The organism is Priestia endophytica DSM 13796 (assembly GCF_900115845.1).
GTDB classification, from domain to species: domain Bacteria; phylum Bacillota; class Bacilli; order Bacillales; family Bacillaceae_H; genus Bacillus_I; species Bacillus_I endophytica.
The window spans coordinates 192,861-218,123 of the sequence record NZ_FOXX01000007.1 but is presented as its reverse complement, the minus strand read 5'-3'; the positions used below and the strand labels follow the sequence as shown (position 1 = coordinate 218,123).

General features: G+C 36.8%; 30 protein-coding genes, 1 tRNA gene and 1 pseudogene. 9 read left to right on the top strand and 23 right to left on the bottom strand.

Features of this window, described 5'->3' with window-relative positions; genetic code table 11:
• Positions 1-2 precede the first annotated feature (2 nt).
• The 9 genes and pseudogenes from BM012_RS14900 to BM012_RS14865 form a co-directional block, all read right to left on the bottom strand.
• On the bottom strand, positions 3-860 hold the full coding sequence (locus BM012_RS14900; RefSeq protein ID WP_061803339.1) for a dimethylarginine dimethylaminohydrolase family protein: 858 nt from the start codon (positions 858-860) through the stop codon (positions 3-5).
• Positions 861-980: 120 nt separating this feature from the next.
• Positions 981-1,116, bottom strand: a pseudogene (locus BM012_RS26855) (IS200/IS605 family transposase); the annotation flags it as partial.
• A gap of 51 nt (positions 1,117-1,167) precedes the next feature.
• Positions 1,168-2,493 (bottom strand): GntT/GntP/DsdX family permease, encoded by a 1,326-nt coding sequence (locus BM012_RS14895; protein ID WP_061803338.1) that lies wholly within the window; start codon positions 2,491-2,493, stop codon positions 1,168-1,170.
• A gap of 80 nt (positions 2,494-2,573) precedes the next feature.
• On the bottom strand, positions 2,574-3,299 hold the full coding sequence (locus tag BM012_RS14890) for a GntR family transcriptional regulator (protein ID WP_172460258.1): 726 nt from the start codon (positions 3,297-3,299) through the stop codon (positions 2,574-2,576).
• Positions 3,299-4,315, bottom strand: coding sequence for a sugar kinase (locus BM012_RS14885; RefSeq protein ID WP_061803336.1), 1,017 nt, complete (start codon positions 4,313-4,315; stop codon positions 3,299-3,301). Before BM012_RS14885 ends, BM012_RS14890 begins: the two co-directional genes overlap by 1 nt.
• Complete coding sequence (gene dagF / locus BM012_RS14880) at positions 4,308-5,063, bottom strand: 2-dehydro-3-deoxy-phosphogluconate aldolase (RefSeq protein ID WP_061803335.1); 756 nt, start codon at positions 5,061-5,063, stop codon at positions 4,308-4,310. The genes BM012_RS14885 and dagF overlap by 8 nt, the downstream gene beginning before the upstream one ends.
• A gap of 1 nt (position 5,064) precedes the next feature.
• On the bottom strand, positions 5,065-6,168 hold the full coding sequence (locus tag BM012_RS14875) for a DgaE family pyridoxal phosphate-dependent ammonia lyase (protein WP_061803334.1): 1,104 nt from the start codon (positions 6,166-6,168) through the stop codon (positions 5,065-5,067).
• Complete coding sequence (locus tag BM012_RS14870) at positions 6,146-7,246, bottom strand: amidohydrolase/deacetylase family metallohydrolase (protein ID WP_061803333.1); 1,101 nt, start codon at positions 7,244-7,246, stop codon at positions 6,146-6,148. Before BM012_RS14870 ends, BM012_RS14875 begins: the two co-directional genes overlap by 23 nt.
• Positions 7,247-7,737: 491 nt before the next feature.
• Positions 7,738-8,403, bottom strand: a complete 666-nt coding sequence (locus BM012_RS14865; RefSeq protein ID WP_061803332.1) for an HAD family hydrolase — start codon at positions 8,401-8,403, stop codon at positions 7,738-7,740.
• A gap of 303 nt (positions 8,404-8,706) precedes the next feature.
• Between BM012_RS14865 and BM012_RS14860 the strand changes: the two genes are divergently transcribed.
• Positions 8,707-9,009, top strand: coding sequence for an MTH1187 family thiamine-binding protein (locus BM012_RS14860; RefSeq protein WP_061803331.1), 303 nt, complete (start codon positions 8,707-8,709; stop codon positions 9,007-9,009).
• A gap of 136 nt (positions 9,010-9,145) precedes the next feature.
• On the opposite strand, the gene BM012_RS14855 is transcribed toward BM012_RS14860, so the two are convergent.
• Together BM012_RS14855 and BM012_RS14850 are read right to left on the bottom strand one after the other, a co-directional pair.
• Positions 9,146-9,217, bottom strand: a tRNA-Val gene (locus BM012_RS14855).
• Between the two features lie 124 nt (positions 9,218-9,341).
• Positions 9,342-9,707: a hypothetical protein gene (locus tag BM012_RS14850; RefSeq protein ID WP_061803330.1), complete on the bottom strand. Its 366-nt coding sequence runs from the start codon at positions 9,705-9,707 to the stop codon at positions 9,342-9,344.
• A gap of 144 nt (positions 9,708-9,851) precedes the next feature.
• Here BM012_RS14850 and BM012_RS26455 point away from each other — a divergent pair, with 144 nt between their 5' ends.
• From BM012_RS26455 to BM012_RS14840, 3 genes are all read left to right on the top strand, one after another.
• A complete protein-coding gene (locus BM012_RS26455) occupies positions 9,852-9,989 on the top strand; it encodes a hypothetical protein (protein WP_161939288.1) in 138 nt (45 codons plus the stop codon).
• 102 nt (positions 9,990-10,091) lie between these two features.
• Complete coding sequence (locus tag BM012_RS14845; protein ID WP_061803329.1) at positions 10,092-10,844, top strand: arylamine N-acetyltransferase family protein; 753 nt, start codon at positions 10,092-10,094, stop codon at positions 10,842-10,844.
• A 70-nt stretch (positions 10,845-10,914) separates the two neighbouring features.
• The gene (locus tag BM012_RS14840; RefSeq protein ID WP_061803328.1) at positions 10,915-11,385 is read left to right on the top strand and encodes a GNAT family N-acetyltransferase; all 471 of its coding nucleotides are present in this window, start codon (positions 10,915-10,917) and stop codon (positions 11,383-11,385) included.
• A 38-nt stretch (positions 11,386-11,423) separates the two neighbouring features.
• Here the strand turns inward: BM012_RS14840 and BM012_RS14835 are convergent, their stop codons facing one another.
• Complete coding sequence (locus tag BM012_RS14835) at positions 11,424-11,954, bottom strand: phosphatidylglycerophosphatase A family protein (RefSeq protein ID WP_061803327.1); 531 nt, start codon at positions 11,952-11,954, stop codon at positions 11,424-11,426.
• Positions 11,955-12,131: 177 nt separating this feature from the next.
• Between BM012_RS14835 and BM012_RS14830 the strand changes: the two genes are divergently transcribed.
• Both BM012_RS14830 and BM012_RS14825 read left to right on the top strand, forming a co-directional pair.
• Entirely contained in the window at positions 12,132-12,857 is a 726-nt protein-coding gene (locus tag BM012_RS14830; protein ID WP_061803326.1) for an alpha/beta hydrolase, read from the top strand.
• Between the two features lie 92 nt (positions 12,858-12,949).
• A complete protein-coding gene (locus tag BM012_RS14825; protein ID WP_061803815.1) occupies positions 12,950-13,462 on the top strand; it encodes a YjcG family protein in 513 nt (170 codons plus the stop codon).
• A 345-nt stretch (positions 13,463-13,807) separates the two neighbouring features.
• On the opposite strand, the gene BM012_RS14820 is transcribed toward BM012_RS14825, so the two are convergent.
• Entirely contained in the window at positions 13,808-14,041 is a 234-nt protein-coding gene (locus tag BM012_RS14820) for a hypothetical protein (protein WP_061803325.1), read from the bottom strand.
• Positions 14,042-14,194: 153 nt separating this feature from the next.
• On the opposite strand from BM012_RS14820, the gene BM012_RS14815 reads away from it, so the two are divergent.
• A complete protein-coding gene (locus BM012_RS14815) occupies positions 14,195-16,468 on the top strand; it encodes an ATP-dependent helicase (RefSeq protein ID WP_061803324.1) in 2,274 nt (757 codons plus the stop codon).
• A 28-nt stretch (positions 16,469-16,496) separates the two neighbouring features.
• Here the strand turns inward: BM012_RS14815 and BM012_RS14810 are convergent, their stop codons facing one another.
• The 5 genes from BM012_RS14810 to BM012_RS14795 form a co-directional block, all read right to left on the bottom strand.
• Positions 16,497-16,751 (bottom strand): sporulation-specific transcription regulator SpoVIF, encoded by a 255-nt coding sequence (locus tag BM012_RS14810; protein ID WP_019393801.1) that lies wholly within the window; start codon positions 16,749-16,751, stop codon positions 16,497-16,499.
• A gap of 136 nt (positions 16,752-16,887) precedes the next feature.
• Positions 16,888-17,034, bottom strand: coding sequence for a YjcZ family sporulation protein (locus tag BM012_RS14805; protein ID WP_061803323.1), 147 nt, complete (start codon positions 17,032-17,034; stop codon positions 16,888-16,890).
• An 85-nt stretch (positions 17,035-17,119) separates the two neighbouring features.
• On the bottom strand, positions 17,120-17,314 hold the full coding sequence (locus BM012_RS14800) for a hypothetical protein (RefSeq protein WP_061803322.1): 195 nt from the start codon (positions 17,312-17,314) through the stop codon (positions 17,120-17,122).
• A gap of 85 nt (positions 17,315-17,399) precedes the next feature.
• On the bottom strand, positions 17,400-17,555 hold the full coding sequence (locus tag BM012_RS26450; RefSeq protein ID WP_161939287.1) for a hypothetical protein: 156 nt from the start codon (positions 17,553-17,555) through the stop codon (positions 17,400-17,402).
• A 120-nt stretch (positions 17,556-17,675) separates the two neighbouring features.
• Positions 17,676-18,137 (bottom strand): hypothetical protein, encoded by a 462-nt coding sequence (locus BM012_RS14795; RefSeq protein ID WP_061803321.1) that lies wholly within the window; start codon positions 18,135-18,137, stop codon positions 17,676-17,678.
• A gap of 269 nt (positions 18,138-18,406) precedes the next feature.
• Between BM012_RS14795 and BM012_RS14790 the strand changes: the two genes are divergently transcribed.
• Positions 18,407-19,129, top strand: a complete 723-nt coding sequence (locus BM012_RS14790) for a BMQ_0737 family morphogenetic spore coat protein (protein ID WP_061803320.1) — start codon at positions 18,407-18,409, stop codon at positions 19,127-19,129.
• A gap of 156 nt (positions 19,130-19,285) precedes the next feature.
• Positions 19,286-20,053: a hypothetical protein gene (locus tag BM012_RS14785; protein WP_061803319.1), complete on the top strand. Its 768-nt coding sequence runs from the start codon at positions 19,286-19,288 to the stop codon at positions 20,051-20,053.
• Between the two features lie 37 nt (positions 20,054-20,090).
• Here the strand turns inward: BM012_RS14785 and BM012_RS14780 are convergent, their stop codons facing one another.
• From BM012_RS14780 to mgtE, 5 genes are all read right to left on the bottom strand, one after another.
• Positions 20,091-20,426, bottom strand: a complete 336-nt coding sequence (locus BM012_RS14780; RefSeq protein ID WP_061803318.1) for a DUF1360 domain-containing protein — start codon at positions 20,424-20,426, stop codon at positions 20,091-20,093.
• A 57-nt stretch (positions 20,427-20,483) separates the two neighbouring features.
• Entirely contained in the window at positions 20,484-20,933 is a 450-nt protein-coding gene (locus BM012_RS14775; protein WP_161939286.1) for a CotO family spore coat protein, read from the bottom strand.
• 144 nt (positions 20,934-21,077) lie between these two features.
• Entirely contained in the window at positions 21,078-21,857 is a 780-nt protein-coding gene (gene fabI / locus BM012_RS14770) for an enoyl-ACP reductase FabI (protein ID WP_019393810.1), read from the bottom strand.
• A gap of 114 nt (positions 21,858-21,971) precedes the next feature.
• A complete protein-coding gene (locus tag BM012_RS14765) occupies positions 21,972-23,852 on the bottom strand; it encodes a monovalent cation:proton antiporter family protein (RefSeq protein WP_061803316.1) in 1,881 nt (626 codons plus the stop codon).
• Between the two features lie 24 nt (positions 23,853-23,876).
• Positions 23,877-25,253, bottom strand: coding sequence for a magnesium transporter (mgtE, locus tag BM012_RS14760; RefSeq protein WP_061803814.1), 1,377 nt, complete (start codon positions 25,251-25,253; stop codon positions 23,877-23,879).
• Positions 25,254-25,263: the final 10 nt, after the last annotated feature.

Sequence of the window (25,263 nt, the reverse complement as noted above, 5' to 3'; positions counted from 1 at the left end):
TTTTATTTTCTTACAATAGGCATTGAACAACAGCGGAAGGAACCGCCTGATTTAATAATTTCTGTAATATCCACTTCAATGATTTCATAGCCGCGTTTTTTCAATTCTTTATTTGTATTCTTATTAATTGGCAGGCTAATGACCTTCCCGTTTCCAATTGAAAGCACGTTTACTCCCAACGTAAACTGTTCATCTTCTTCAACATGAATTAAATCATAATGTTTCGCTAATACAGCTTCATATTTCTCTTCCATTGCTCCTCTAAATACAAGAGCTTCCTTTGGAGATAAAATATTAAATACACAGTCTAAATGAAGATATTTTGGATGAAATGGAATAGGAACAACTTCGTAGCCTTCCAGATGCCCTCTCAATACGTCTACTGCTTCTTCTGTTGTACGGTCACTGATTCCAACAAAAACATGATCTCCATCAACAACAACATCTCCGCCTTCAATGTTCGTCCCTTTTAAATCTATGTAATTGATTCCTAAGTTTTTTAACTCCTGCTTTAAAACTTTCTGCTCATCAAAACGAATATCATTGCTCATACCAGCAATAAACACCTTATTTCCAATCGTAAAGCCAATGTCTCTTGCAAAAACCTGCTCTGGACGATCTTCACCAGGAGGTAAAAGATGAACATTTACATTATACTTTCTTAACGTATCTACAAACTGTTTATGCTGCGCCATGGCTTTTTCCACATTAATATTTTCATCTTTAAAATGCTTCTGTGTTTCGTTAATTACATCGCGGATTGTCATATGCTTTGGTTCACATAAAAACACATCATGTAATAGTTCATATTCAGTGTTACATCTTGGAACAAGTGGTTGAAATGATTGTTCTGGTAGCAAGTTTTTTCCTCCTCTATATACGTTGTGTTTATTGTTCCCGTTTTTCATGAAGATATAACATGTAGAAATTTTGATGACCTAGATGTTCTGCGCTATATCAGATTGAGTCTAGTTACGTATTATATAGTCTTCTATTACCTTCTTGTTTCTTCCTTCCTACTATATCCCTAGTATATCCATTACACAAAACTTTTCCGTTCCCATCTCTGTATTTCAAATTTACGTGTCCATCAAATACTATCAACCTACTTTTTCCTTATAAAATAAAAACAACCTCCTTCTACAGATCTGTAGAAGGAGGTTGTTTTTAAATGAACATATCGAATAGTAAAACGGCTCCGAAAGCGATAAATGAAAGCAATGTCTCCATTACTGTCCATGTCTTAAAGGTTTCTTTTACCGTTAACCCTAGGTATTCTTTTACTAGCCAGAAACCAGCATCGTTGACATGTGAGAGCATGAGTGATCCTGCTCCTGTTGCTATAACAAGCAATTCCAAGTTCACACCTGACATACTTGCAATAATAGGAGAAACAATTCCGGCTGCTGTTGTTAAGGCAACTGTTGCTGAACCTGTTGCAATTCGAATTAATCCGGCTACCATAAATGCTAAAACAATGGGAGATAGAGATAAACTTTCGGACATGTTCGCAATCGTTGTTCCTACGCCACTATCGATAAGAATTTGTTTGAATCCACCACCAGCACCGATGATCAAAATAATCGAACCAACTGGTAATAAGCTTTCATCTGTTAATTTTTTAATGAAATTTTTGTCCATACCCTGACGCATGCCAAGTAGGTAAAAGGCTGCGAAACAAGAGATGAGAAGCGCAATAACAGGACTACCAATAAATACGAAGAAATTCATTAATCCATTAGGCATTGTGATATACGGTGCGACAACAGACAATATCATCAATAGAACAGGTAATAGAATAATGAAAAATGAAATTCCTGTACTTGGTAATTTCTGTATACTTGTATTCACACGAACTAACTCTGGCTCTCCTTCAGGAATCACTCGTTTATGCACCCATTTTGCAAACAATGGACCTGCAATGATAGCTGTAGGTAGTGCAATAATGAGTGAGTAAAGAAGGACTCTTCCAAGATCAGCATTATAAATACCAATTGCAGTCATAGCTCCTGGATGCGGAGGTACAAGACCATGTACAATAGATAACCCAGCAATAACAGGTATTGCAATTAGTAAAATATTTTGTTTTGTTGTTTTATGAATAGAAATGACAAGAGGTAATAAGATGACAATTCCTACTTCAAAGAAAACAGGGATTCCGATGATAAAACCTGAAAATAACATGGCCCACGGTAATTTCTTTACCCCAAACAACCGAACGAAGAAATCGGCAACTTGCATTCCAGCACCTGAATCTGACATGATTTTCCCTAAAATCGTACCTAATGCTAAAATCCCAACCAAATGCCCTAATACACTTCCAACCCCAGTTTCATAGGCACCAACAATTTTATCCATTGATAATCCTGACATAACAGCTAAAAACAAGCTTGCGACAGTTAAACTAATAAAGGCATGCCATTTCCACCATGATACTCCTAAAATAACAATCACAATAGATAATAAAGTGATAGCTAATACATATATATCCATATTAAACCCCTCTCTCCACCCTCTTAGTAAACGCTTTCATAAGAGCAGCGAGAAAAGAGTGCTACATTTTCTCGCTGCCTTTATACATCATAATTCACAACATAATGTTGCATTTCCGTATTGTAGTACCCTTCACTATATTCAATCAAATTACCCATTTCATCATAAGAATAGCGCAATCGTTTTAATAAAGGTGTCTTCCTTTTTACATGTAATCTATCTTCTACATAAGAAGGAGCAATAGCAACAGCAAACTGATCTCGAAACTTTTCTAAAGAAATATCTTGTTCTTCAATCACTTCGTACAAGGATTGAGTATTTAAGTCTGAGCGTTCAGTGCCTTCAATTTGTGCCGTCACATAATGTGTATAATGGATATACGGTACATCATCAAGATGATAAAGTCGTTCAACACGAAGACAATGCTCTCCAAATAATCGGTACGGTTCTGTTCCCTCTTCATTGCATACAACTTCTGCCTGCAACAACTGCCTTTGAATCTTATGACCTTCTTCTACTAAAACTTCTGTAAAACGTTTCCCTTTAGAAAGTTTTGAAGCGGAAGTATTGCGAATGACTTTTGTCCCTTTACCACTCTTCTTTTCGAGATATCCTTCTTGAACAAGTTCTTTGATTGCATTTCGGATGGTAATCTTACTGACATTGAATTCATTCTCCAGTTGCGGTTCAGAAGGTATATTCGTTTTAATAGGATATACACCGTGTAAAATCCGATCTTTTAAGATATTCTTAATTTGTAAATATAATGGTCCTTTTTTTCGAGATACGTTCACTGTTACATTCACTACCTTTCTACATCGCCCACTGATTCTGTCATCGCTCGGAATATATCGGCTTCCGATGATATAGGGGTATCCCCTACAACCGTATGCGCAAGCATTCCTGCCGCTGCGGCAAATGCGACTGTTTTTTCTGGTAAAAAGCCTTCCATTTCACCATGTATAATACCACTCGCATAAGCATCTCCTGCTCCTATTCTATCATAGACAGAAAACGTGACGGTCTTAGAAAATGTGAATGTTTGATTCTTAAATATAAAACCACGTAATGAATGGGTATTGTCACCGTTAATTGACCGATGCGTCCCCGCTATAACAGAGATTTTGTACTTTTTTGCAACGGCTGGAATAAGCTCCACAAGTTGTTCTGTACGTTCTTTTTTCTCCGTTTTCATACCAAGAACAAACATTGCGTCTTTTTCGTTCATCATGACGATATCAGCTAAATCTAGCATTTCCTCATAATATCTTTTTGACTTTCTATATCCGTCCTCACCCCAGAGGGACGGACGATAGTTACAATCAAAGACAACTGTGCCACCATTCTCTTTGACCGCTTTCGCGAATGTTTTCATATGTTGGCGGATAGAATCATTCATCGCAAGTGTAATTCCGCAAAAATGCACAACATCGATCTCACGTGCAATTTCTTCAAAATTATACGTTCCTTCAGAAGCTGTATTGAAACTGCTTTCTAATCGATTGGAATAAGTAACGCGACTAGGCCGCGCCCCAAATCCATTTTCTAAAAAGTACATTCCAACATAATCCCCGCTTCGATGAATGAACAATTGGTTAATTCCTAATTTCTGAAGATAGGATGCAGCCGCATCACCAACTGCGTTATCTGGTAACGTAGACACAAGATACCCCGTATAGCCAAAACGCGCTAGAGCTGAGGTGACATTTACTCCTGTACCAGAGAAAGAATAATTTAATGTGCTTGCTTGTGACAGGAACTCATATCCTGGCACTTGCAAGCGCATCATAACTTCTCCAAAAGAAGCAACTCTCTTAGCCATGGTTATCCACCAATTTCTTTACTGTTCCAAGTAATTCACGGACATCTTTGACATTTGTTTTTCCAGTTTCTTTATCGATAATTGATGAATATACATGAGGAATGATTTGCGGCACGTTAGCTTCTAATGCAATACGTAAAATGGCTTCGAAGTTCTCTTTGTCAATCCCCCCTGTTGGCTCTAATGCAAATCCTTCTTCACCGCATGCTACTGCAACAGCACGGAATTCGTCCTCCCGAGTTAATCCTTTCATTGGGAAGTATTTTAATGCATTCCCGCCCATATCGCGAACAAGAGCGATTGCTGTTTTAACAGGTACAATTGCCTGTTCATCCTGTGCAGCGCTTACAGGACCTGTTGAAATATTTACATAACCAACACGTCCTGTTGGGGAAACTAAGCTATTAATCCAGCTATCCTTTTCACCAAGGTTAGCACGTGTTGCGCCAACAGCAGGAAATACTTGGTTGATATGACTTCCATGATAGTGTTTTGCAATCTCTGCTACTACAGCAGCTTGACGATTGTCGCCAGCCCCTAACCCAATTGATACCGCTTCCTCAATCTCTTCTCCATATTTCTTCATTGCTGCTACGGCTTCTTCTACCGTTGGATAGTCTTTGGAAAGAACACCAACTAAGACATGTCCTTCGGCTGCTTCAAATACTTCTTTGGCATTCTCTACACTATTTGCTAATACATTTAAAGCAACACGTTCCTTATAAAAACGTTCTGTAATTGTTGACATATTATTTTCCCCCTAATAATTCACGTATTTGAGATTCAATCACGTGGATATCATCACCTTGAAGTGGACGTGGATCGATATCGAAATACCCTTGTCTTACCCCATAGTCACGTGTGTAAATGGCAATTTCTCCTTCACGCAACCCTTTCACAACTTCTTTTGCTGTTGTGTTTGTTTGCTCTGGACTAATTTGAATACGAGCACGGAATATAGCTCGACCTGCTTCATCCTGGACAATCGTAACTTGGACTCCTTCAATTTCTTCTAATGACATCAACGTTTGTAACATTTCTTTTTCTTGTTCACTTTTGTCTTCTTTGACACCGTATTCATCCAGGGCTTGAAGTAAACCAAAGGTGGTTTCTTTACCAACTTTCATACTTCTTCCAATACAATGTAATTGTACTTTTAACCATTCAATATAGTTTCGCTTACCACCAACAATCCCTGAAGTTGGTCCTTCAATAGCTTTTGAACCACTATAAATGGCAAGATCTGAGTATTTCACATACTTTTGAATATCTTCTTCTGCTGCTGCATCCACGATAAGTGGAACACCATTACGCTTGGCAACTTCCCATGCCTCTTCAACTGAAATCATATTTTTTTGAACAGCATGGTGAGATTTCACGTAAAGAATGGCTGCTGTGTTTTCAGAAATAGCATCTTCAATATGTTCTGCTTTACCTTCATTAGCATAGCCCACTTCAATTAACTTGCCACCGCCCAAATAAATCATGGTTTCAACAGGGGCTCCATATTGGACATTATGCCCTTTCAGCATAATGATTTCGTTTTTAGAAATCTCTTCTTGGTGCAGACGTTCACTTTTGCGGCGATTGCCTTGTGTCACAAGTGCTGCAACAGAAAGAGCAATTCCACTTGATGCTGAATTAACAACAACAGCCGCCTCTGAATCGAGAATTCTTGCGATGTGATCCCCTGCTTTATCAACTAAATCGGCAATCTCTACATAATTTTGTCCGCCTTGTTTCATTGCATCCATGACTGTATCTGTTGGGGCTGACACGCCAAGGATACTCATTCGTCCACTTGCATTAATTACACGTTTAAGCCCATATTTAGCATTCAATGAGTTCACCATTTGCAACCACTCCTTTTGTTTCTATTGTTCTTTCTGCTACACGCTTGTCTTCTTCAGAATCAATCAATGTAACCGGATTATTTTGAACTGTAAATAGCGTTAAGTTTGCAATGTCTCCAACTTTAATTCGACCAAGTTCTGGTTTTTTAAGCCAGTTTGCTGCATGGGTAGTAACCGCTGCGATCACCTCTTCAAGTGAGTATCCGAGGTAAAGAAATTTCGAGAGAACATTTGCCATACTATATACCGGACCATTTAAACGGTTCCCACGGTAGATGTCTGTGCTAATTGTATTCAAACCAATATGATGTTGTTTTGCAGCTTCAGCAACTTTAAACGAAAAGCTTGCTGTCCCATGCCCAACATCCAAGTGTACACCGCGTTCAATTGCATCCATTAATACTTGAAGTGGTTCCCCTTTATCACTGAAAAGATTATTTTCTTTCCCATTAAGATAATGAGTAATAACATCATTTCTTTCTAAGAGTGGAATAACCTCTTCAATACTTGGCGGTGCAGAACCGATGTGAACCATTAATGGCAACGATGTTTTGTGAGAAATTGTTCTTGCAACACGTAATGGTTCAATCCCACTATTACGGACAACACTGCTGCTAATACGCGCCTTTAGTCCAACAATGACATCTTGATACTTTTTAGCAGCCTGTATGACCTTCTCTTTATCTATCCATTCCATATTTGATAACTCATCAACACGTTTTAAGCCAATTCGGGAGATATTCAAAAAAGCAAACAAGTTTGTTTTGGCTTGTTCTCTGCTCGTAACCAAATCAGCAATTCGGTCTGCCCCACAACTTCCAGCATCAACAATTGTTGTTACACCTTGTTTTACACCTATTTCATCAATTTCATCACCATACGGATCAAACTCAGGAAATGCGTGGACATGTAAATCAATCCAACCACTTGATACGTACACACCTGAATAGTCAAATACTAGCTGTCCATGTCCATTCCCAGCCTTTGTCACTTCAGCAATTTTACCGTCTTTGATAACGATATCAATTGCCTCTCCACTCACACGTTTCACGTTACGTAATACGAACTGCTTTTCCATTCATTTCACCTTTTCTTCAAATCTATTTGAATACGTTTTCAGAATGAATTACATTCATATTTCTTTTTCACACATTTAGATTAGCATAGAAAATCAACAAAGTAAATATAACGTTATAATGTTTGTTGTACCATTTAATTCCATTAAAGAATGCATTTTATTAAGTTTTCTCAATTTCACCTATAGGATGGAATATTCAAACCTCCTTATCAAGAAGGAGTGAAGGCATTTTACAATAGCTCTTCCTAGAGTAGAATTTCCATACTGATGTCCCCCCCCTCCTTTTATAAAGGAATACACAAAAAAGGACAGTGATTTTAAGAAATCACCGCCCTTTTTCAAAATATAAGAACTATACGTTTTGTATTTACATCTAGGCACCAAGGGCTCTCACGTTTAGCCAATCCATTCAGAAGGTTACAGAACCACCTTTTAGCCGGCTTATCTTAGTCTTATCGGCACCTTACACTTTTTTAAGATGACGGTTATTTTCAACCCTTACCTTTTAGAAAACTCTTTAATTCTTCTATATGTATTTCGCCTAAGGAAGCCACAATCCTATCTGCCTGTGATAAATTCATATGGATTTCTTTATGCCTAACACCAATGCAATGCATACCAGCCCTTTTAGCGGCTGTTAAACCATTGTACGAATCCTCTATAACTACACAAGTTGATGTTGGAACTCCAAGTTTTTCGGCAACGTGGAGAAAAATATCTGGATCGGGCTTCCCTTTCTCAAAGTCTTCTCCACTTATCACTTCATCAAAATAGGCTCTTAATTCACATTGGTCTAACACAGCTGATATTTTCTTCTTATTAGAGGAAGAGGCTAATGCAGTAGGAATACGGTGTTCTTTTAATTCCTGTAAAAGTGGCAAAACTGCAGGAAATAACAATGATTTAAAAGCCCATTCTTTCTGCGAGAATATCTCATTTTGCAAACAAATAAGCTCTTCTACACTTGGCGATAATGAAAATTTCTCCTTTAATATTGTCCACTTTCTTTTAGCTGTTCCTCCCACAAAACTAAGTTGGGTCTCCTCATCCACCTGAATCTTTAGCTTCTTAAATACATCCTTGTTCCAACTCCGGTAAATTGGTTCACTATCAATAATGACACCATCCATATCAAAGATGACAGCTAATTTTCCCAAACTTTATTCCCCCTTGCTTATTTATTCGTGTCTGTTTTTTCATACCCTAATACTTGCTATTCTTTTACGCCTAAATAATCCCTTTTAACCCTATCATAGACGTAAAGATGTACATACTCTAAAAAGCATGCTCTCGTTGAATCAAAAAGATGATTGATTAGCTCCCTTGGCCATAACAGCAAATAAAATAGGCTGTTTTTAAAAAAAGGATTAGTTTCCTATACTCTCTTGTTCTTTTAACCTGTTTCATTTAGTTCAAAATCGGTAAAAGAATGAATAACAGTCGAAAAGGAGGAGCTTAAAATGACAACATTACTTGAAATCAGTGTAATCCCGGTGGGAACGGAAAGCGCAAGTTATAAGGAGTATATCACAGATGCAGTTAATTTAATTAAGGACAAGGGCTTAACCTATCACATCGGCCCCTCTTCTACGGTAATTGAAGGTGAGATCGATCAGGTAATGGAAGTAGCTAAGGAAATTCATAAACATTCGCTAAAGCAGAACGCTAACCGTGTCGTAACGAACCTCAGAATCGAAGAACGTTCGGACAAAGACATGAGTATTAGTCATCAAATGAGGGCAGTGAAAGAAGCTTCTCAATAGACCTTTCTTTTTCACTTTAGTGAACAGAAGAAAGACATTCATAGTCTAAAAACTTTTTGCAACCTTGAGCCTATTCTAAGTTTTCTTTCTCACAATAAAAAAGCGTATTCTCAAATTGAGAATACGCTTTTTGTAATGACCTGAGAGGGATTCGAACCCCCGACCCCTACCCTGTCAAGGTAGTGTTCTCCCGCTGAACTATCAGATCAACATAGTATAGTCTTAATTTTATGGATTGCCTCCTTTATTGTCAACCTTTTTATAAGTGGCTCACAAAGTAGGAAACGGTCCTAAAAAAGAAAAAAGGCTGAGTGTTAGTCAGCCTTTTTTCCTTACTTGTTGTTATCGTCTTTGTCATTCTCGACACCACTGTAATTTGGATCATCATTGTTATCAGGGCCGTCGTCATTAATATTTGCATCATCGTCGACATTGTTAATGTCGTCTCCATCATTTATGTTACCATTGTTATCATTGTCTTTGTTGTTATTCATATTATTCATATTTTCATTATTCATATCTTCATTATCCATGTTTTCATCCATGTTTTCATCATTATTCTCATTGTCTGTGCCATTATCATCGTTCACGTCGTTTTCTTCCTGCTGATTATTATCGTCATTGCCACCATTGTTACAAGCAGTAAGACCAAAACTTGCGAGTAGAGATGCTGCGAGAATTAAAAGCCATTTTTTCATTGTAAAAACCTCCATGTTGTTATGTTTATCCATTTCATAGACTGTACAGTTTCCTTATTTTTATACAGAAAAATTTCGGATAAAAATAAGCACCTCGGATATTCTAATAAATGACTTTCTTACTTTAGAAAACGAGGGATTAAAATGGACAAAAAATATGAAGGTTACCCAGTTGCGGAATTATCAGAAGAACAGCTTCAAAAGATTCAGCAGCTTGAACAAGAAATTGCTTCTTCTTTAAATGAGCATATTGTATTGATTGCCTATGAAGAAAAGATATAAAAAAGGAACAGAGCCCTCCTCTGTTCCTTTTTTATATGACAAAATTAGTCAGTATTTGATATTCTTATAAAAGAACGGCTGTTAACAAAAGGGGGCTTTTGTATGAATATTGAACGCTATTTAGAGAGAATTCATGCCGTATTTAAACAAGAGCGCACGCTCGTTTATCTAACTTATTTACAACAACAGCATCTTTTTCATATTCCATTTGAAAATTTAGATGTTGTCTATAAAAAAGAGATTGTGTTAAATGAAGATATTCTTTTTCATAAAATCATTGAGAGAAATCGTGGTGGGTTTTGCTATGAGCTAAACAGTCTCTTTTGTGCTTTTTTACAAGAAATCGGATTTCAAGCAAAACTTCTTAGCGCCACTGTTCAAGATGAACAAGGGAAAGCATTTAGAGAAGAAAGTCATGCTACAACGCTCGTTCTTCTTAATGGAAAAGAATATCTTGTTGATGTTGGGTTTGGAGATTCAGTCCGTCAGCCACTGCCTCTTTCAGGTGAAATGGTTCGTGACGTTAGTGGAACGCACCGAATTTTCAAATCTCAACAACACTTTTGCTTACAAAAAAAGCTGAATGGAAAATGGATAACAAAATATCTCTTTTCTACAGAAGAAAAAGCTGCAGATTCTTTTAAAGAAGCCTGTATCTTTACTCAAACGTCCCCTACTTCTCCTTTTACAGGTCGCAGAATTGTAACAATCGCTACGCCAAGAGGACGTGTAACACTCTCTGACAATACGCTAACAATTGCGCATGAAGAAACCAAAACGAAAAAAACATTCAAAGAAGATCAATTTTTTCATATTTTACAAACTTACTTTCATATTCCTTCCTCTTCTTTATAAACTTAACACCCTATTTGGTTTTTGCTCATATACTGTTTTATCTTGGGATGAACACGGAGAGGAGACGGTTATGAACTTTCGAAAAGCAACACTTGGAGACTTTAGAGCCCTAAACACGCTTTTATTTGAGTCACAGCGCATGCATGCTAATGCACTTCCAGAGCTTTTTTCTATATCGCGAACAGTCATCCCCTACCCTGATTATCAGACAATGATTCACGGTTCTAACTTTCACATAATCGTGGCTGAAGAGCATGGAAAACTTATTGGATATTCAATAACTGAACTTACGGTAACTAGTTCTGGAATTGGACGTTCCAGTTCGCGTGCTGCTTATATGTACTACTTGGGCGTTGATACTTCTCATCAAAAGAGCGGCATTGGACGTAAACTGTTTGAAGAAGTAAAGAAATGGGCTATACAAAATAAAGCAAAGACAATTCATCTTAATGTGTGGTCATTTAATCAAAATGCTGTTGCTTTTTATAACCGCCTTGGTATGAAAGAGATTGGAAAATTAATGGCGTATGAACTCCATTAATAAAAAGATCATCCTAATTTGTTAGGATGATCTTTTTATTAATTAACTCTTTCTTGTTCTTCTTCAAGCAAATCACGTTGTTTGTGAGCAAGACGACTTGCTGCACTCGCCGCAACGCTTGCGACAAGATCATCAAGAAACGTATTAACGCCTCTCTTTTTATCTGTATCAAGTTTATTAATAATACCAATTTTACACTTATCAAGATGACCAAATGTTGTAACACCAATACTTCCGTATGTTAATGTGGCACCAAAAGCAATTGTTTCATCAACGCCAAACAGCCCCTCATCTTGTTCTACAATCGTTTGAAGCGGCTCTGATAACATTCCCTTTTCAGCAAGCTTATCAAGCTCAACTCCAACAAGGATAGCATGCTGAATTTCCCTTTTTGTGAGAACTCTTTCAACACTTGTAACGCATTCTTCGATTGTTAGCTTATCATTGTACGGCTTTTGCATTTCAAAAACAATTTCGGCTATATCCACAACAGTGACGCCACGTTCTTTTAATAAATTGAAGGTTGCTTCTGTAATTTCTTTGCTTGAAACAAAAGGTTTTTTTTCCACTATGTAGTTCCTCCTCTTATGAACGCAGTAAGGTGCTTCTTTTTTATTGTATCATGCGAAAAAGAGAGTGAAAAGAATACGACAGAAGGACAAACTAAAAACAGCACACACGGCTTTCCCCCGCTGCTTTTCCTGTGATAAAATAAAGGTAACGCTTTCAAGTTTGGAGGATTTTTAATGGATTATCGCCCTGGAAAAATTGAGGAACTAACGTTTTATAGTGAAGAACTTCAGGAAGAGATGACGCTGCTTTTATATCTTCCAAAAACATATTCTCCACTTTATAAATATTCCTTATTAATCGCTCAAGATGGGAAAGATTATTTTATGTTTGGAAAGCTATCACGGACGCTTGACGAATTGTCTGAGGAAGAGGAAATTGAACCAACAATTGCAGTGGGTATTCCTTATAAATCAGTAGATGAGCGACGCAAAATGTATCATCCTGACGGGGAAAAAGTTGAACAATATGTTCGATTTTTAGCTCATGAACTCCTTTCTTATTTAGATGACCTTCTTCCAACTCATAAAATGGGAGGAACAAGAACACTTATTGGAGATTCGTTAGGTGGAACAGTTTCGTTATTAACAGCACTTCAATATCCTCACACATTTAACAAAGTTGTGGCTCAGTCACCGCTTGTAAATGAAACGCTTCTAAATAAAGTGGCTGACTTTTCTTCTCCAAATGCCTTACATATTTATCATACAATTGGTCTTCAGGAGACAGAAGTTAGGACAACGGATAAGAAAATTGCTGACTTCCTAACACCTAACAGAGAACTTTATCAACTTCTTAGTACAAAAGGATTTTCTTACTTTTATGAAGAGATGGAAGGAAATCATACGTGGAGATATTGGCAGAAAGATATGCCTCGCGCTTTAAGAAAAATGTTAAGTTAACTAACATACTTTTGAGAATATAATACTTTTCAGAAATTTGCTATAATTAACAAGAAACTGCATCTTTATACAATTTAAGGAGGGACTGTATGATGAAATACGGAGTTGTTTTATTTCCATCAAAAAAATTACAGGATACTGCAAACTCTTATCGAAAACGCTATGATTCTAGATATGCTCTAATCCCGCCCCATATTACAGTTAAAGAACAATTTGAAACGTCTACTGATGAGCTTGAGACGTTAATTCCTACATTTCGTGACATCGCTCATAAACTCAAGCCAATCACCATTAATGTCACTAAAATTAGTTCTTTTTCTCCTGCAAATAATACAGTTTATTTAAAAGTTGAAAAAAATGATGATTTAAAAACGCTATACGAGCACCTTCATAGCGGACCTCTTGCTCAAGAAGTAGAATATTCATATATTCCTCACATTACAATTGGGCAAAACCTATCAGACGATGAACATCTTGATGTATATAGTCAACTTAAACTTGTTGATGTTAATCATGAAGAAGTTATTGATCGTTTTCATCTTCTTTACCAGCTTGATAATGGTTCATGGACGGTTTATGAAACATTTCGTTTTGGACATGAATAACATTACTTAAAAAAGAAGGCACAGTAGAATCCCTAATCTTACAGGGATTCTACCGTGCTTTTTTAATTTTAAACATAAAAAGAGCTCCTACAAAAACAAGCAATGCTGCTGAAACTTTAAAACTCTGCACAAAATAATAAAAAAGATTAGGTACGCTTTTCATTGCAAAATCTCCTTACTCTTATCAAACTATCTCTTAAATTCCACAAAATGTCATGTTACTAGTAACATCCTATATAATAATATGTTTTCCTTGTTAATTACAAGTATTAGTTACTATAAAAAGTAAATGTTTTCCTGAAATATTCTTTAAAATGAGTTTGAAGTTCCCCTATGTGCCCCTCTTTACACAAGATTGTTAAAGAACTTTCCTTTTCCAGTTATTTCACTTATCGTCTTTTGTATTTGCCTATTCTTTTGTCTTCTCATTTCTATTTTTTCTTTTTGAGATCTTTCATTACTTCCGTATAAGGCTTGTGTTGGAACTATTTTATGCACTGCCCCTCCCTTATGACCTTTTACTGTTCTATTAAGGTATTGAAGGTACGTATAATTTTTAATTGGTAAAATATACCCCATCCTTCCTCCCTCCTATTCTTTCCTATTATTTGCCCTTATTTGTTTCCTTCTAATCCTCTCAAAATGCTGTTGTTCTTTCGTTCTCCTTTCCATTCTGATATGATGAAGTTTGATTATAATGTTTAGATAAGTGCAAAGTGAGGAGACTATTTCATGAATCAAGCCATTTATCAAAATGAAATGATTTCACTTTCAACAATGAAAAGAGAGCTTTATCAATCTTTGTATGAAGAAAGTCAGCGTGGACTCGTTACATGCGCTCACTGTCATGAAAGTGTAAAGCTTTATATAGGAATGGAAAAAAAACCTTATTTTTATCATGCTTTAAAACCTTATGAACGTCCTGAATGCATAAAAAGCATAGAAGAAAAGGAGCAAAAAAAGGTTGTAAAAGAAACAAAACCTGCCTACCGTGAAAGTGCTGGATTTCGCTTACCTACGAGTAGAGCAATTAGTGGAAATACAGCAACGATTGATGTGTCTTTTACAAAAACAAAAGCGCTTGTTTCTCAAAGTTCCTTCAAAACACGGAGAGGCACGGTTATTAATTATGCCGGGTTGTCTCTTGATATACAGCAGGAAGAAGCGGTAAAAAAGACAGAGGGTCCATTGCTTGTTTTGGCTGGAGCTGGAAGTGGAAAAACACGAGTTCTTACAGCGCGTGCTGCTTACCTTCTCGTGGAGAAAAAAGTAGATCCATCTTCCATTATGCTTGTAACTTTTACAACAAAAGCAGCTCAAGAGATGAAAGAGCGGCTTCGTTCATATGAAGGTATCCAGTCCTCCATGATAGGAAAGATGGTAGTTGGCACATTTCACAGCATTTTTTATAGAATATTAAGCTACCATAAACCACAAGAGTGGCGGAACGACCGTCTAATGAAGTGGGAATGGCAGCGCGAAAAGTTTGTAAAAATAGCAGCACGAGAGCTTGATATTGAAGAAGAACAGTTTCCTTTTGACCAAGCTTTAAATGAAATAAGCTATTGGAAAAACACCCTCATCTTACCGAGTGATGTTAAGCCTGAGAATCAATGGGAAAAAGATGTTCAATATCTTTACAGACGCTATGAAGAAATGCGAATAGAGCAAGGGATGTTTGATTTTGATGACATGCTTCTAGGCTGCTATGAGCTTTTAAAAGAAAATGAAGAAATTCGTTCTTATTATCAAGACCGCTTTCAATACTTTCTAGTTGATGAATTTCAAGATATTAATCTTGTGCAATACGAAATCATGAAGCTTTTAAGTGCAAAATCTCAAAATATCTGTGTTGTTGGCGATGATGATCAATCCATTTATGCGTTTCGTGGAAGCAATCCAAGTTTTATTCGAAACTTTAGCAATGACAACGATGGCACCCAGATTGTTACACTTAGTGAAAACTATCGTTCAAGTCATGCTATTGTGGACGGAGCAAATGCGGTTATTAAGCGAAACAAAGATCGCTACACTAAAAAAATGCGTGCTCAGTTTGAAAATGAATTCACTCCGCTCTCATTTTCTCCTTATGATGAAGAAGAAGAAGCAACAATGATCGTAACGGATATTAAAGAAAAGATTGAACAAGGAGCAGATCCTAGTGATTTTGCCATTCTTTATCGCACACATACAATGTCAAGAGCTCTCTTTGAGCGACTGTCATCTTCTAATTTACCTTTTTCAATTGATTATGGTGCAGATTCTTTCTATAACAGACGCATGATCAAAGCAATGCTTGCCTTCTTACGATTGAGTATAAATGAGAACGACCAGGAAGCTTTAGGGCAACTTTTACCTGCTTTATTTTTAAAAGCTTCTGCTTTGAATGATGTAAAAGCATTGAGCATTTTGCATGATTGTTCATATGTAGAAGCGCTCATTCATTTAACAAACCTTCAAAGTTTTCAAAAACGAAAGCTTATGAAGCTTGTTCCACTGTTTTCGACATTAAAAAATCGTTCTCCTCTTGGAGCAATTGATATTATTGAAAAAGAAATGGGCTTTAATCAGTTTGTAAAAAAGCGTGGCAATGAAGGGAATGCTATTGAAAAAGGTTCTGACGATATTCGGGACTTAAAAGTTGTAGCGAAAAAATTTAACACTGTGAAACAATTTATAGAACATGCTGATCACATGAAAGCAATGAATGAAGAAATGAAGAAACTTAGCAAAACATTTCCTTCTTCGATTACACTTACAACTATTCACCGTGCAAAAGGCCTTGAATATAACCATGTATATATATTAGGAGTTGTTGATGGAGCTCTCCCTCATGACTATGCGCTTGATGCTTATCGAAATGGGGACGAGGCTCCCCTTGAAGAAGAAAGAAGACTTCTTTATGTAGCGATGACACGAGCTAAGCAATCTCTTTTTCTATCGATACCAGAACATCGCAGAGGAAAGAAAGCCCATCCATCCCGCTTCCTCAAAGGTTTATTTTAAAAAAGAACCCCATCTTTAAGATGGGGTTTTATTTTTTATTAATCATTTTCGCGATTGTTCCAAAATCAAGTGATTGACCGTTATCTGTAATCGCTTTAACAATTTTATCTTCTTTTTCTTTTGGTACAGGTTTGTTTGCAATTTGTGAAACACGGCGCACAAGATTGCGTACTGTTTTTTCATCTTTGAAGTTTGCTCCTTGCACAGAGTTAGCAAGTTCAAATACGTCTTTCATATTTACGCCTGTTTTCTTTTCAATATTTTTAAAGAGATTGTTATCCATCATGATCCCTCCTTATCACAGTAATATATCGTATGAAATTAAAGAAGAAATGGTGAAAAAGAAAGTGCGAGTAAAAGTTTACTCGCACTCTTTAACATACAGTATTGTTTAGGAGGGAAGTGTTCCAAAGTTCTGTTTAGCTACAAAAAGCAGCACCAACGATAATTAATAGAATGAACAATACAACGATTAGCGCAAAGCCGCTGCCGCAGCCGCCACCACCGTAGCCGCCACCGCCGTAACTATAGCCGCCACAACCGTAACCACCATATCCGAAGCCCATATCTTTACACCTCCTCTTTCCTTATTCTTTAACACGATATGTTGAAGGAGTGTATTTGGTATGGGCACATGTGGTTTTTCTTTTTTTATTTTCCAAAAGGATCGTTCATCTCATATTTCCCAAACGCTTCTTCACTTTTTTCAATGTCATGCATTTTTTTCTCGTCTTCCATCTTCTCTACATATCTTTCTAATTTCTGTATTCCCTCTTCTTCTTTCTCCATTTTGTTACTATGGAAGTTCTCAAAAAAAATTTCAAGCTCCTCTAAGAAATCACTCATTTCTTTCACCTCACACTTTCATGTTTATTCACCAAAAGAAAAAAGGGCAATCTATTATTGCCCTTTCTTTCGTATAATCTCGTGATTAACGTTTTGGATCTACTTTTAACTTCTTTCCACATCCACAGTCTTTAACTTGTTGTTTGTTTGCATTTGCATAAAGCTTGGGTTTCTTTTGCGGATGCTTATGTGATGAAGGATGATAGACATGACCATTTTGAGGATACTGAGGATATTGCATGTTTAATTCACCTCTTTTCTACTGTCATGTTTTCATTTGCTAGCACGAGTATGAAAAACAATATGAAACTCTCTCTTTACTATATTCTTCAAGACGCTCTCTGTTGATAGGATGTTTACCTTATTTTCTTGGTCTTCGCTTCTCTTTATAGAAGTTTTGCTCTTTTAAATTACGCATAAACCAATCATTATCATAGTTCTTAACATTATGAGGTTGGTCAACAGGCTTCTGATCGCGCACTTTCTTTTCTAGAATAGCAACTTGTTCTTTCAGCTTAGCTGTTTCTTCTTTTTGAAGTTTAAGCAGATCTTCTTCCTTCTCTTTTTCAACCGTTTCAATTTTTTCACTTAGTTCCTCTGCTCTTTCACGCCATTTTTCTTTTTCAAGTATAATTTGTTCTTTTTCAAGCATAATTCGCTCTTTTTCCTCAAGCCACTGCTCCTCTAATTCTTCTTCAATATCTTGTAAGTTCAACGTTTTTAAACGATTCTTATTATATTCACTTTTATAAAATTCAAGCTCTGCCCTCATTCGCTGTAGATAACCTTTTAGCTGTTCATATGTTGGTTTTGTTTGAGACACTGTCATACACTCCTTGCTGTCTTTGATGAACTCCCATATAAGCGCACAGAACAATTATCCATTTTAACGAAAAACCTAAAATAATTTCAAAAGAACACTAACACTTTTGTCATTTATGAATATGCTGTCACTGAGCAAATAATTCCGCTTTTACCCACGAAATTCCGCTATCGTTAAGGAACATAACAGAGCATTCTTCATACTATGTATTAGTCCTAAACGTGTTTCAGGGATGAGAGCGAGGACAATTATTTATAGGAGGTAAAACGATGGAACCTATTAAAGAGAGACTATGCATCCGCGTGCCAAAAGTCTACGATTGGGTTAATCGCGAAGTTGAATTACCTGTTTCTTGTCATATGGGGAAACATGGATTTGACAACTTAGACTTTGATTTTCATTTTGACTTACCAGAGGATACAGATCCGTATGAACTGGATTTCTTATCAGACACTTGTGAAGCGTCTTGTATGATTACAGATTCTTCTGGTAATCCAGTTGACCACAACTGCGCAGAAGGATTAGAAATTACAGAAGTTCTTCAATCAGGCGGTCGTCCTGAAGTAACAGTTACACTTCCAGATGGAGAGTGTGTAACACTCCAAAGAGTTAAAGTACTTGTAAGAGGTTACTATGTTGTTCGTATTCTAGATGAAGATGGAGATCTTTGCTACTCAGCTCCACAGCCTTTTGCAACAATCCAAACATTCTTCTTATGTGCTCCAGAAGGAACAGAGCTTGTCGGTCATATTACGTATGCTGACTGTCACGCATCAATTGTCAGCAACCCACACAACTGCTTCCAACAGCTTGATGTATGCTTAACACTTTGCTTAGACATTCAAATGGAAGCATATGTGAAAATTGAAGTTGAAGGAAAGTTCTGTGATCCACGTCCAGATATCGACATCGTTACAAACGGATCTTGCCCTGTAAAACATGCGCCACCACAGTGCCCAGAGATTTTCCCTGGCTATTCTCTATATGAATAAGAGGAGATTTTTTCTCCTCTCTTTCCTCAATAAGTGATGTGTCAACAGGCGATTGGCCCCCTCCAATTGCCTTTTTCTTATAAAGCAGAGAGTTTTTTAGAATATTGACAAATCCATCTTCGTATCTTCATACATATAAAAAGAGGAGGTAGAACTATGGGAAAAAAAACAGCTTCATCTTCTAATCAATCTATACAGCTACAACAGAAACTCATTCACTATAAATCTGAAATTGACCGATTGGAACATACAATAAAAAAGTACGAGCAAGATCTTGAAACAGAACGAGCAAATGTATCGTTTTGGAAAAAGAAATACATTCCACCTATTCATTCATTAGATGACGGACAGATAGAAGTGCTAAAAAAAGAACTTTCTCTGTTAAGAAATGAGCTTTCTGAACAAAAAATGATTAATGAACGCCTGCAGGAAGAAAGAATTCTCTCTTCTCCTAAGACCACTTTAACAACTTTGAAATGTTATTTTATGTACTCATCAATTATTCCGTCTGGAGAAGAAGAAGATGTAACACTCATTGGAAATGCCGTTATTAAAAATGAAACGGAGGATACAGTTCACGCTCCCCTTCTATGCTTAAAGGTAAGTGAACCAAAGTGTATCATAAGCGGGAAAATTCGAGATTCAGCTCATAAAGAAGAACCTGGTCTTTCAGAACAAAACTCAGAAGGATGGGAATACGCTGTAAAGGATTGGAAAGAGCGTGTTCAAAAAAATGGAGAGTATTGGTTGAGACCTTTAAAAACGCATGAAATTCCTCCAGGAGAATCTGTTACCTTTGATTCTTTTCAACTAACTCTTAGTTCTAGTCTTTCGTCTTTTATTTTAGAAGGATATGCATACACAACTGAGTTCAAAGAAGGCGTTCCATTCTTAAATAAGGCGATATTCAACTTCTCATCTTAGAAAAACAAGGTGTGGTTCAAAAACCACACCTTGTTTTTTATTCTACAAATGATTCAATAATTCCAGCTATACCTGCAATTGCAAGCACAAAGAGAAACGGAAATGAAATATCCGGATATATTGAATAAAGAGCATAAAGACCGATAGCACACCACATTCCTGTGCACCAATAACAGCTTAACAGTTCACCAATCCACCTTCTCAGTCCTGTTCCTTTCATTTTTATATACGTAGTTACAGAACCATCTTCAAGCGTTTCTTCTACAATTTCATGAAAGGGACGACGAATAAAGAAGGTAATCTTATCAAAAACAATGAGTCGTGTTAGACGAAATGTAGCAAGAACGAGCAGTAGCAAAGTCATCCACGTCATAAAAGTTTTTGCCTTCCTTTCATAGGCTAAACATTGTGTTTAGCCTAATTAAGATTCCTATATTTTTAAAATGGTAATATCTTTTACCTCAGTTGTAGGAACAACAGTTTGTTCTGTTTTAGCTGAATTGAGCATGTAAAGAGTCTCATCTTCTACTTTCACAATTGTGCCACTATAAGTTCGTTCTTTAGTTTCTACTTGGCAAACAGGCTGTGAGAGGTGTGGTGGAAAATCAGCTAAAAAAGCCGCTTTTTCCTCAATACTCATCTTCTGAAACATTTTATTTTCTTTTTTCTCTTTTTCTTTTTCTGCTAAAGGATTTTGGACTACTTCAAGCGCTTTTGAAAGCGATGCTACTTTTTCACGTTCATCTCTTGTTTTCTTCACTTTCTTAAAACATGAGTTTTGGTACACAGATTGCATCGATCGCTTTGGCTTTTCTATCGTCTCTGGTTGGACAATATACATAAGCGGCGTGTTTTCCCCTTCATTATTAAACTTTTTCAAACTCTTCTCCCCTTCCATGCTGACGTTCACTTAAAATTGCGACATTCTTTTAAAAATGTATGCTGTAAGGGAGCAAAGTTTGTTCGTTTCTCTAAAAAACATAAAAAAAAATCAGCTTTTCATAACGAAAAGCTGATTTTTTAGTTATCGTGCCATGCTATGGAAACCAGAATCAACGTGAATTGTTTCTCCCGTAATTCCGCGTGCAAGGTCGCTGAATAAGAATAATGCTGTATCCCCAACTTCTTCAGGGTTTGTTGTGCGACGAAGTGGGGCACGCTCTTCAATATCTTTTAAAATAGAGTTGAAATCGCTAATTCCTTTTGCAGAAAGCGTGCGAATGGGACCTGCTGAAACAGCATTTACGCGAATTCCATGCTGACCAAGATCAGATGCTAAATATTTCACGCTTGCATCAAGGGAAGCTTTGGCAACACCCATTACATTGTAGTTTTGGACAACGCGTTCTCCACCTAAATAAGTTAGTGTAACAATGCTGCCGCCCTCTGTCATGAGATCTTTGCTTGCTTTTGCAACAGCTGTTAATGAATAAGAACTAATGTTATGCGCAAGCAGGAATCCCTCGCGCGTTGTGTTCATGTATTCACCTTGTAACTCTTCTTTGTTTGCAAATGCGATGCAGTGAGCAATTCCGTGAATTGTTCCAACTTCTTCTTTAATTTGTGCAAAACATTTTTCAACTTCCTCGTCATTTGTTACATCACAAGGTAATACAAGTGAATTTGCTCCTTCTAAAGAAGAAGCTAAGTCTTGAACATTCTTTTCAAGACGTTCTCCTGCATATGTAAAAACTAGGCGAGCACCTGCTTCGTGTAAAGAACGTGCAATAGCCCAAGCAATGCTTCGTTTATTAGCAACCCCCATCACTACGTATGTACGGCCTTCTAAGGATAAACTTTTCATTGAAGATTCTCCTCACATTTTTTATTGTTAGTATTAGTATCAGGTACTAATATCATCTTCAGTATACCACATTATCACTTCTCAACAAATGCTTATCAAAAAAAAAGCCTGAACTTAAAGTTCAGGCTTCTCGATTGAATAACTCTTTCCAAACTGCAGTGTTCGCTTTAATTCTTCTACGTACTCTGTAGAGCCCGTGACAATAATCCGATCATCTCTTAATAGTTCAGTGTCTCCATGAGGAATAAGAGACTCGTTTCCTCTAAAAATCCGAACAAAAATCACATCTCCTGTAAATGGAAATTTTCGAAGTGGAATATTCATGTACTTTGGATTATGAACGTCAATTTGATAAAGAGCTGTATCTCTATTTGTTAAAATCCCAATTAAGCTTGGTGACTCGATAAGAGCTTTCATTAACGACGTTGTTGAAGTTAATACTGAAAAAACGTCAACATCGTGTTCGCGTACTTTGTCTTGTAAAGTTGGCGTTTCAATTCGCGCAATAACACGCTCAACACCTATCTCTTTTGCATAAAGAGCAATATCTGCATTTCGTTCCTCATTCCCAGATGTCACAACAAGAATGTCTGTATCAAATACATCTTGCTTCTTTAGGTCTCCTATGTCATAGCTTTCAATTTCAACAATATCAAATAGTGAACTTGATGTTTCATCTTCTACTTTTTCCTGTGCTGGATGAAATAATGTAACATCGTATACATGTGGGCTAAGCTCTTTTGTCACAGGTAAAGTAAGCTGGTTTGCTCCAATAAGCTTCACACGCACGCTAGGATCTTCTGAAGACGGATTACGGAACAACTTAGCAAATAAAATGGGCGAGATGATACTTGAAATAACAGCAACTAAAATCAGAGCTCCGCTCATTTTTTGATCAATAACGCCTAGATTTTCACCAACTTTTGCAGCTGCAATAACAAGAGACAAAGTTGAAGTTAGTAAGAAGCCAGCCGCAAATACTGTTTTTGTATCGTACCATTTTTTTAATAGATAAACTGGAATGATTTTTGAAATAAGTAAAGCTATAACAAGAAGTGGGATAAGAATAATTACTTTTGAATCACTTAACATCTCACCTAAATTCAACTCTACTCCAACCATTACAAAGAAAATTGGAATTAAGAAGCCATATCCAAAGGAATCCAGTTTCTGTACCATATCATGGTTTGGTGACAATAAGGAAACTAGAACACCTGCTAAAAATGCTCCTAAAATATTTTCTGCCCCAATAGATTCTGATAATCCAACAAGAACGATGATAAGTGTAAAGATAGCTCGGGTTCCAATTTGAATCGTCCCTGTTGATAAGGATTCAACAAAAGATCGCTTTTTGAAATAGTTTCCAAAAATATAAAGTACAATACCAGCGCCAAATAAAATAAGCAGAAGCCACATGCTTCCTCCGCCACCTTCATGAAGAGAAGCGAAAACGGCAAGCAAAATCATTGTAACAAGGTCAGCAATAACAGCTACAAGTAAAATGATTTGCCCAATATTTGTTTTCATAATTTGGCGGTCTTTTAGGGTTGGAACTACAACACCAAGGGAAATGGTTGAAATAATAAGCGTCATTAAGAATGCATTGTCGATAAACCCCATCCATACAAACAAGTATGAAAGAAGAAGGGAAAGAATAAAAACTCCTACAAAAATCAAGGTTGAAACTATAAACGTATTTGGAGCATTTTTTCCACTCGGAAGCTTCTCTTTTTGCTTGCCCCCAGTGAAAGCAGAAAAATCTATTTCTACTCCGCTTAAGAACATTAAAAAGATAAATCCTAGTGTTGATAATGTTTCAAGCCACATGTCTTGTTGAACAACATCAAATCCACTTTTTCCAATAATAAGACCAACGATAATTTCAGCTACAACAACAGGAATCACTCTTAACCTGAAACGATGTAGCAAAATAGGAGTTAAAAAAGCACAGATAACAACAATAGCTAATGAAACAACTGAAGCATTTTCTGCCATGTCTCTTCACCTTCTTTCTTTAATTTAAGATGTTAGATAACTCATAAACGTTGTTGCAAGCCCAAAATAAATAAGTACGCTTATAATGTCATTTACCGTTGTAATGAACGGACCTGAAGCAACAGCAGGGTCAATTTTAAATTTGTGCATAATAATCGGAACAAGCGCTCCTGCAATTGTTGCTGCAATAAGAGTCGCAAAAATAGAAGCTCCAACAAGCAGTCCTAACACGAAGCTGTGTTGCCATATATAAACAACAAAAACGACTAGGATTCCACAGCTTCCTCCTGTTATTACCCCTGTTAATCCTTCACGGATGATAAGTTTCCATTTGCTTTCCTTATCTGCTTCACCTGTTGCAATTCCTCTAACAGCAACTGCTAATGCCTGTGTTCCTGTATTACCAGCCATTCCACCAATAAGGGGAATAAAGACTGCAAGTATTGCTACTTTATCAAGTGTCTCTTCAAACTGCCCAATGAGATTTGCTGTTAACATTCCCAAAAAGAGCAGGATGACAAGCCACGGCAAGCGTTTCTTTGCCGCTGAGAAGGGAGTTCGAATCGTATCATCAACGTCTGAAATCCCGGCAAGCTTTGAATAGTCATCAGATGCCTCTTCATCAATAACGTCCATTACGTCATCAACGGTAATAATTCCAAGGAGGTGGTGCTGAAAATCAACAACTGGAAGAGCTAAAAAATCGTAGTCCCGCATTGTACGTGCTACTTTTTCTTGATCTTCAGCAACAGAAACAGCTACAACTCTTTCGCTCATTACTTCACGAATTAACGTGTCATCTTCTGCCACAATAAGATCACGTAAAGAAATAACTCCAACAAGGCGTTTCTCATCATCAATTACGAACACATAATAAATAGTTTCAGCAACAGGTGCTTTTTCTTTTAAAATTCTCATTGCTGAACTTACTGTTTCGTTTGCATAAATAGCTACGTACTCTGTTGTCATAATACTTCCGGCAGTTGATTCTTCATAATGAAGAAGTTCTTTAATTTCATCTGCTGCTTCATCATCCATAATCGTTAAATAGCTTGCAACTTGTTCTTTATCAAGCTCATTTAACACGTCAACTGCATCATCAGCGTACATATCTGCTAACATATTAGCTGCAAAGTCCGGCATCATTTCGCCAAGAAGCTCCTTATACTCTCCCTCTGAAACTTCAATACTTTCAAAGATTGAAGCCATTTCCTCTGGTGAGAGGAAATCATATAAAATAAGGCGTTCTTCTTCATTAAGCTCTTCATAAAACTGAGCTTGATCATAAGAATGGAGATTCAGAAATTCTTCTCTAAATGTTTCAATGTCACGTAAATGAAGTAAATGAAACAAAATGAGCTCTGTCTGCTCCTTTCTTTCTTGCGCTTTTTCATTATTCATCATAACCCAC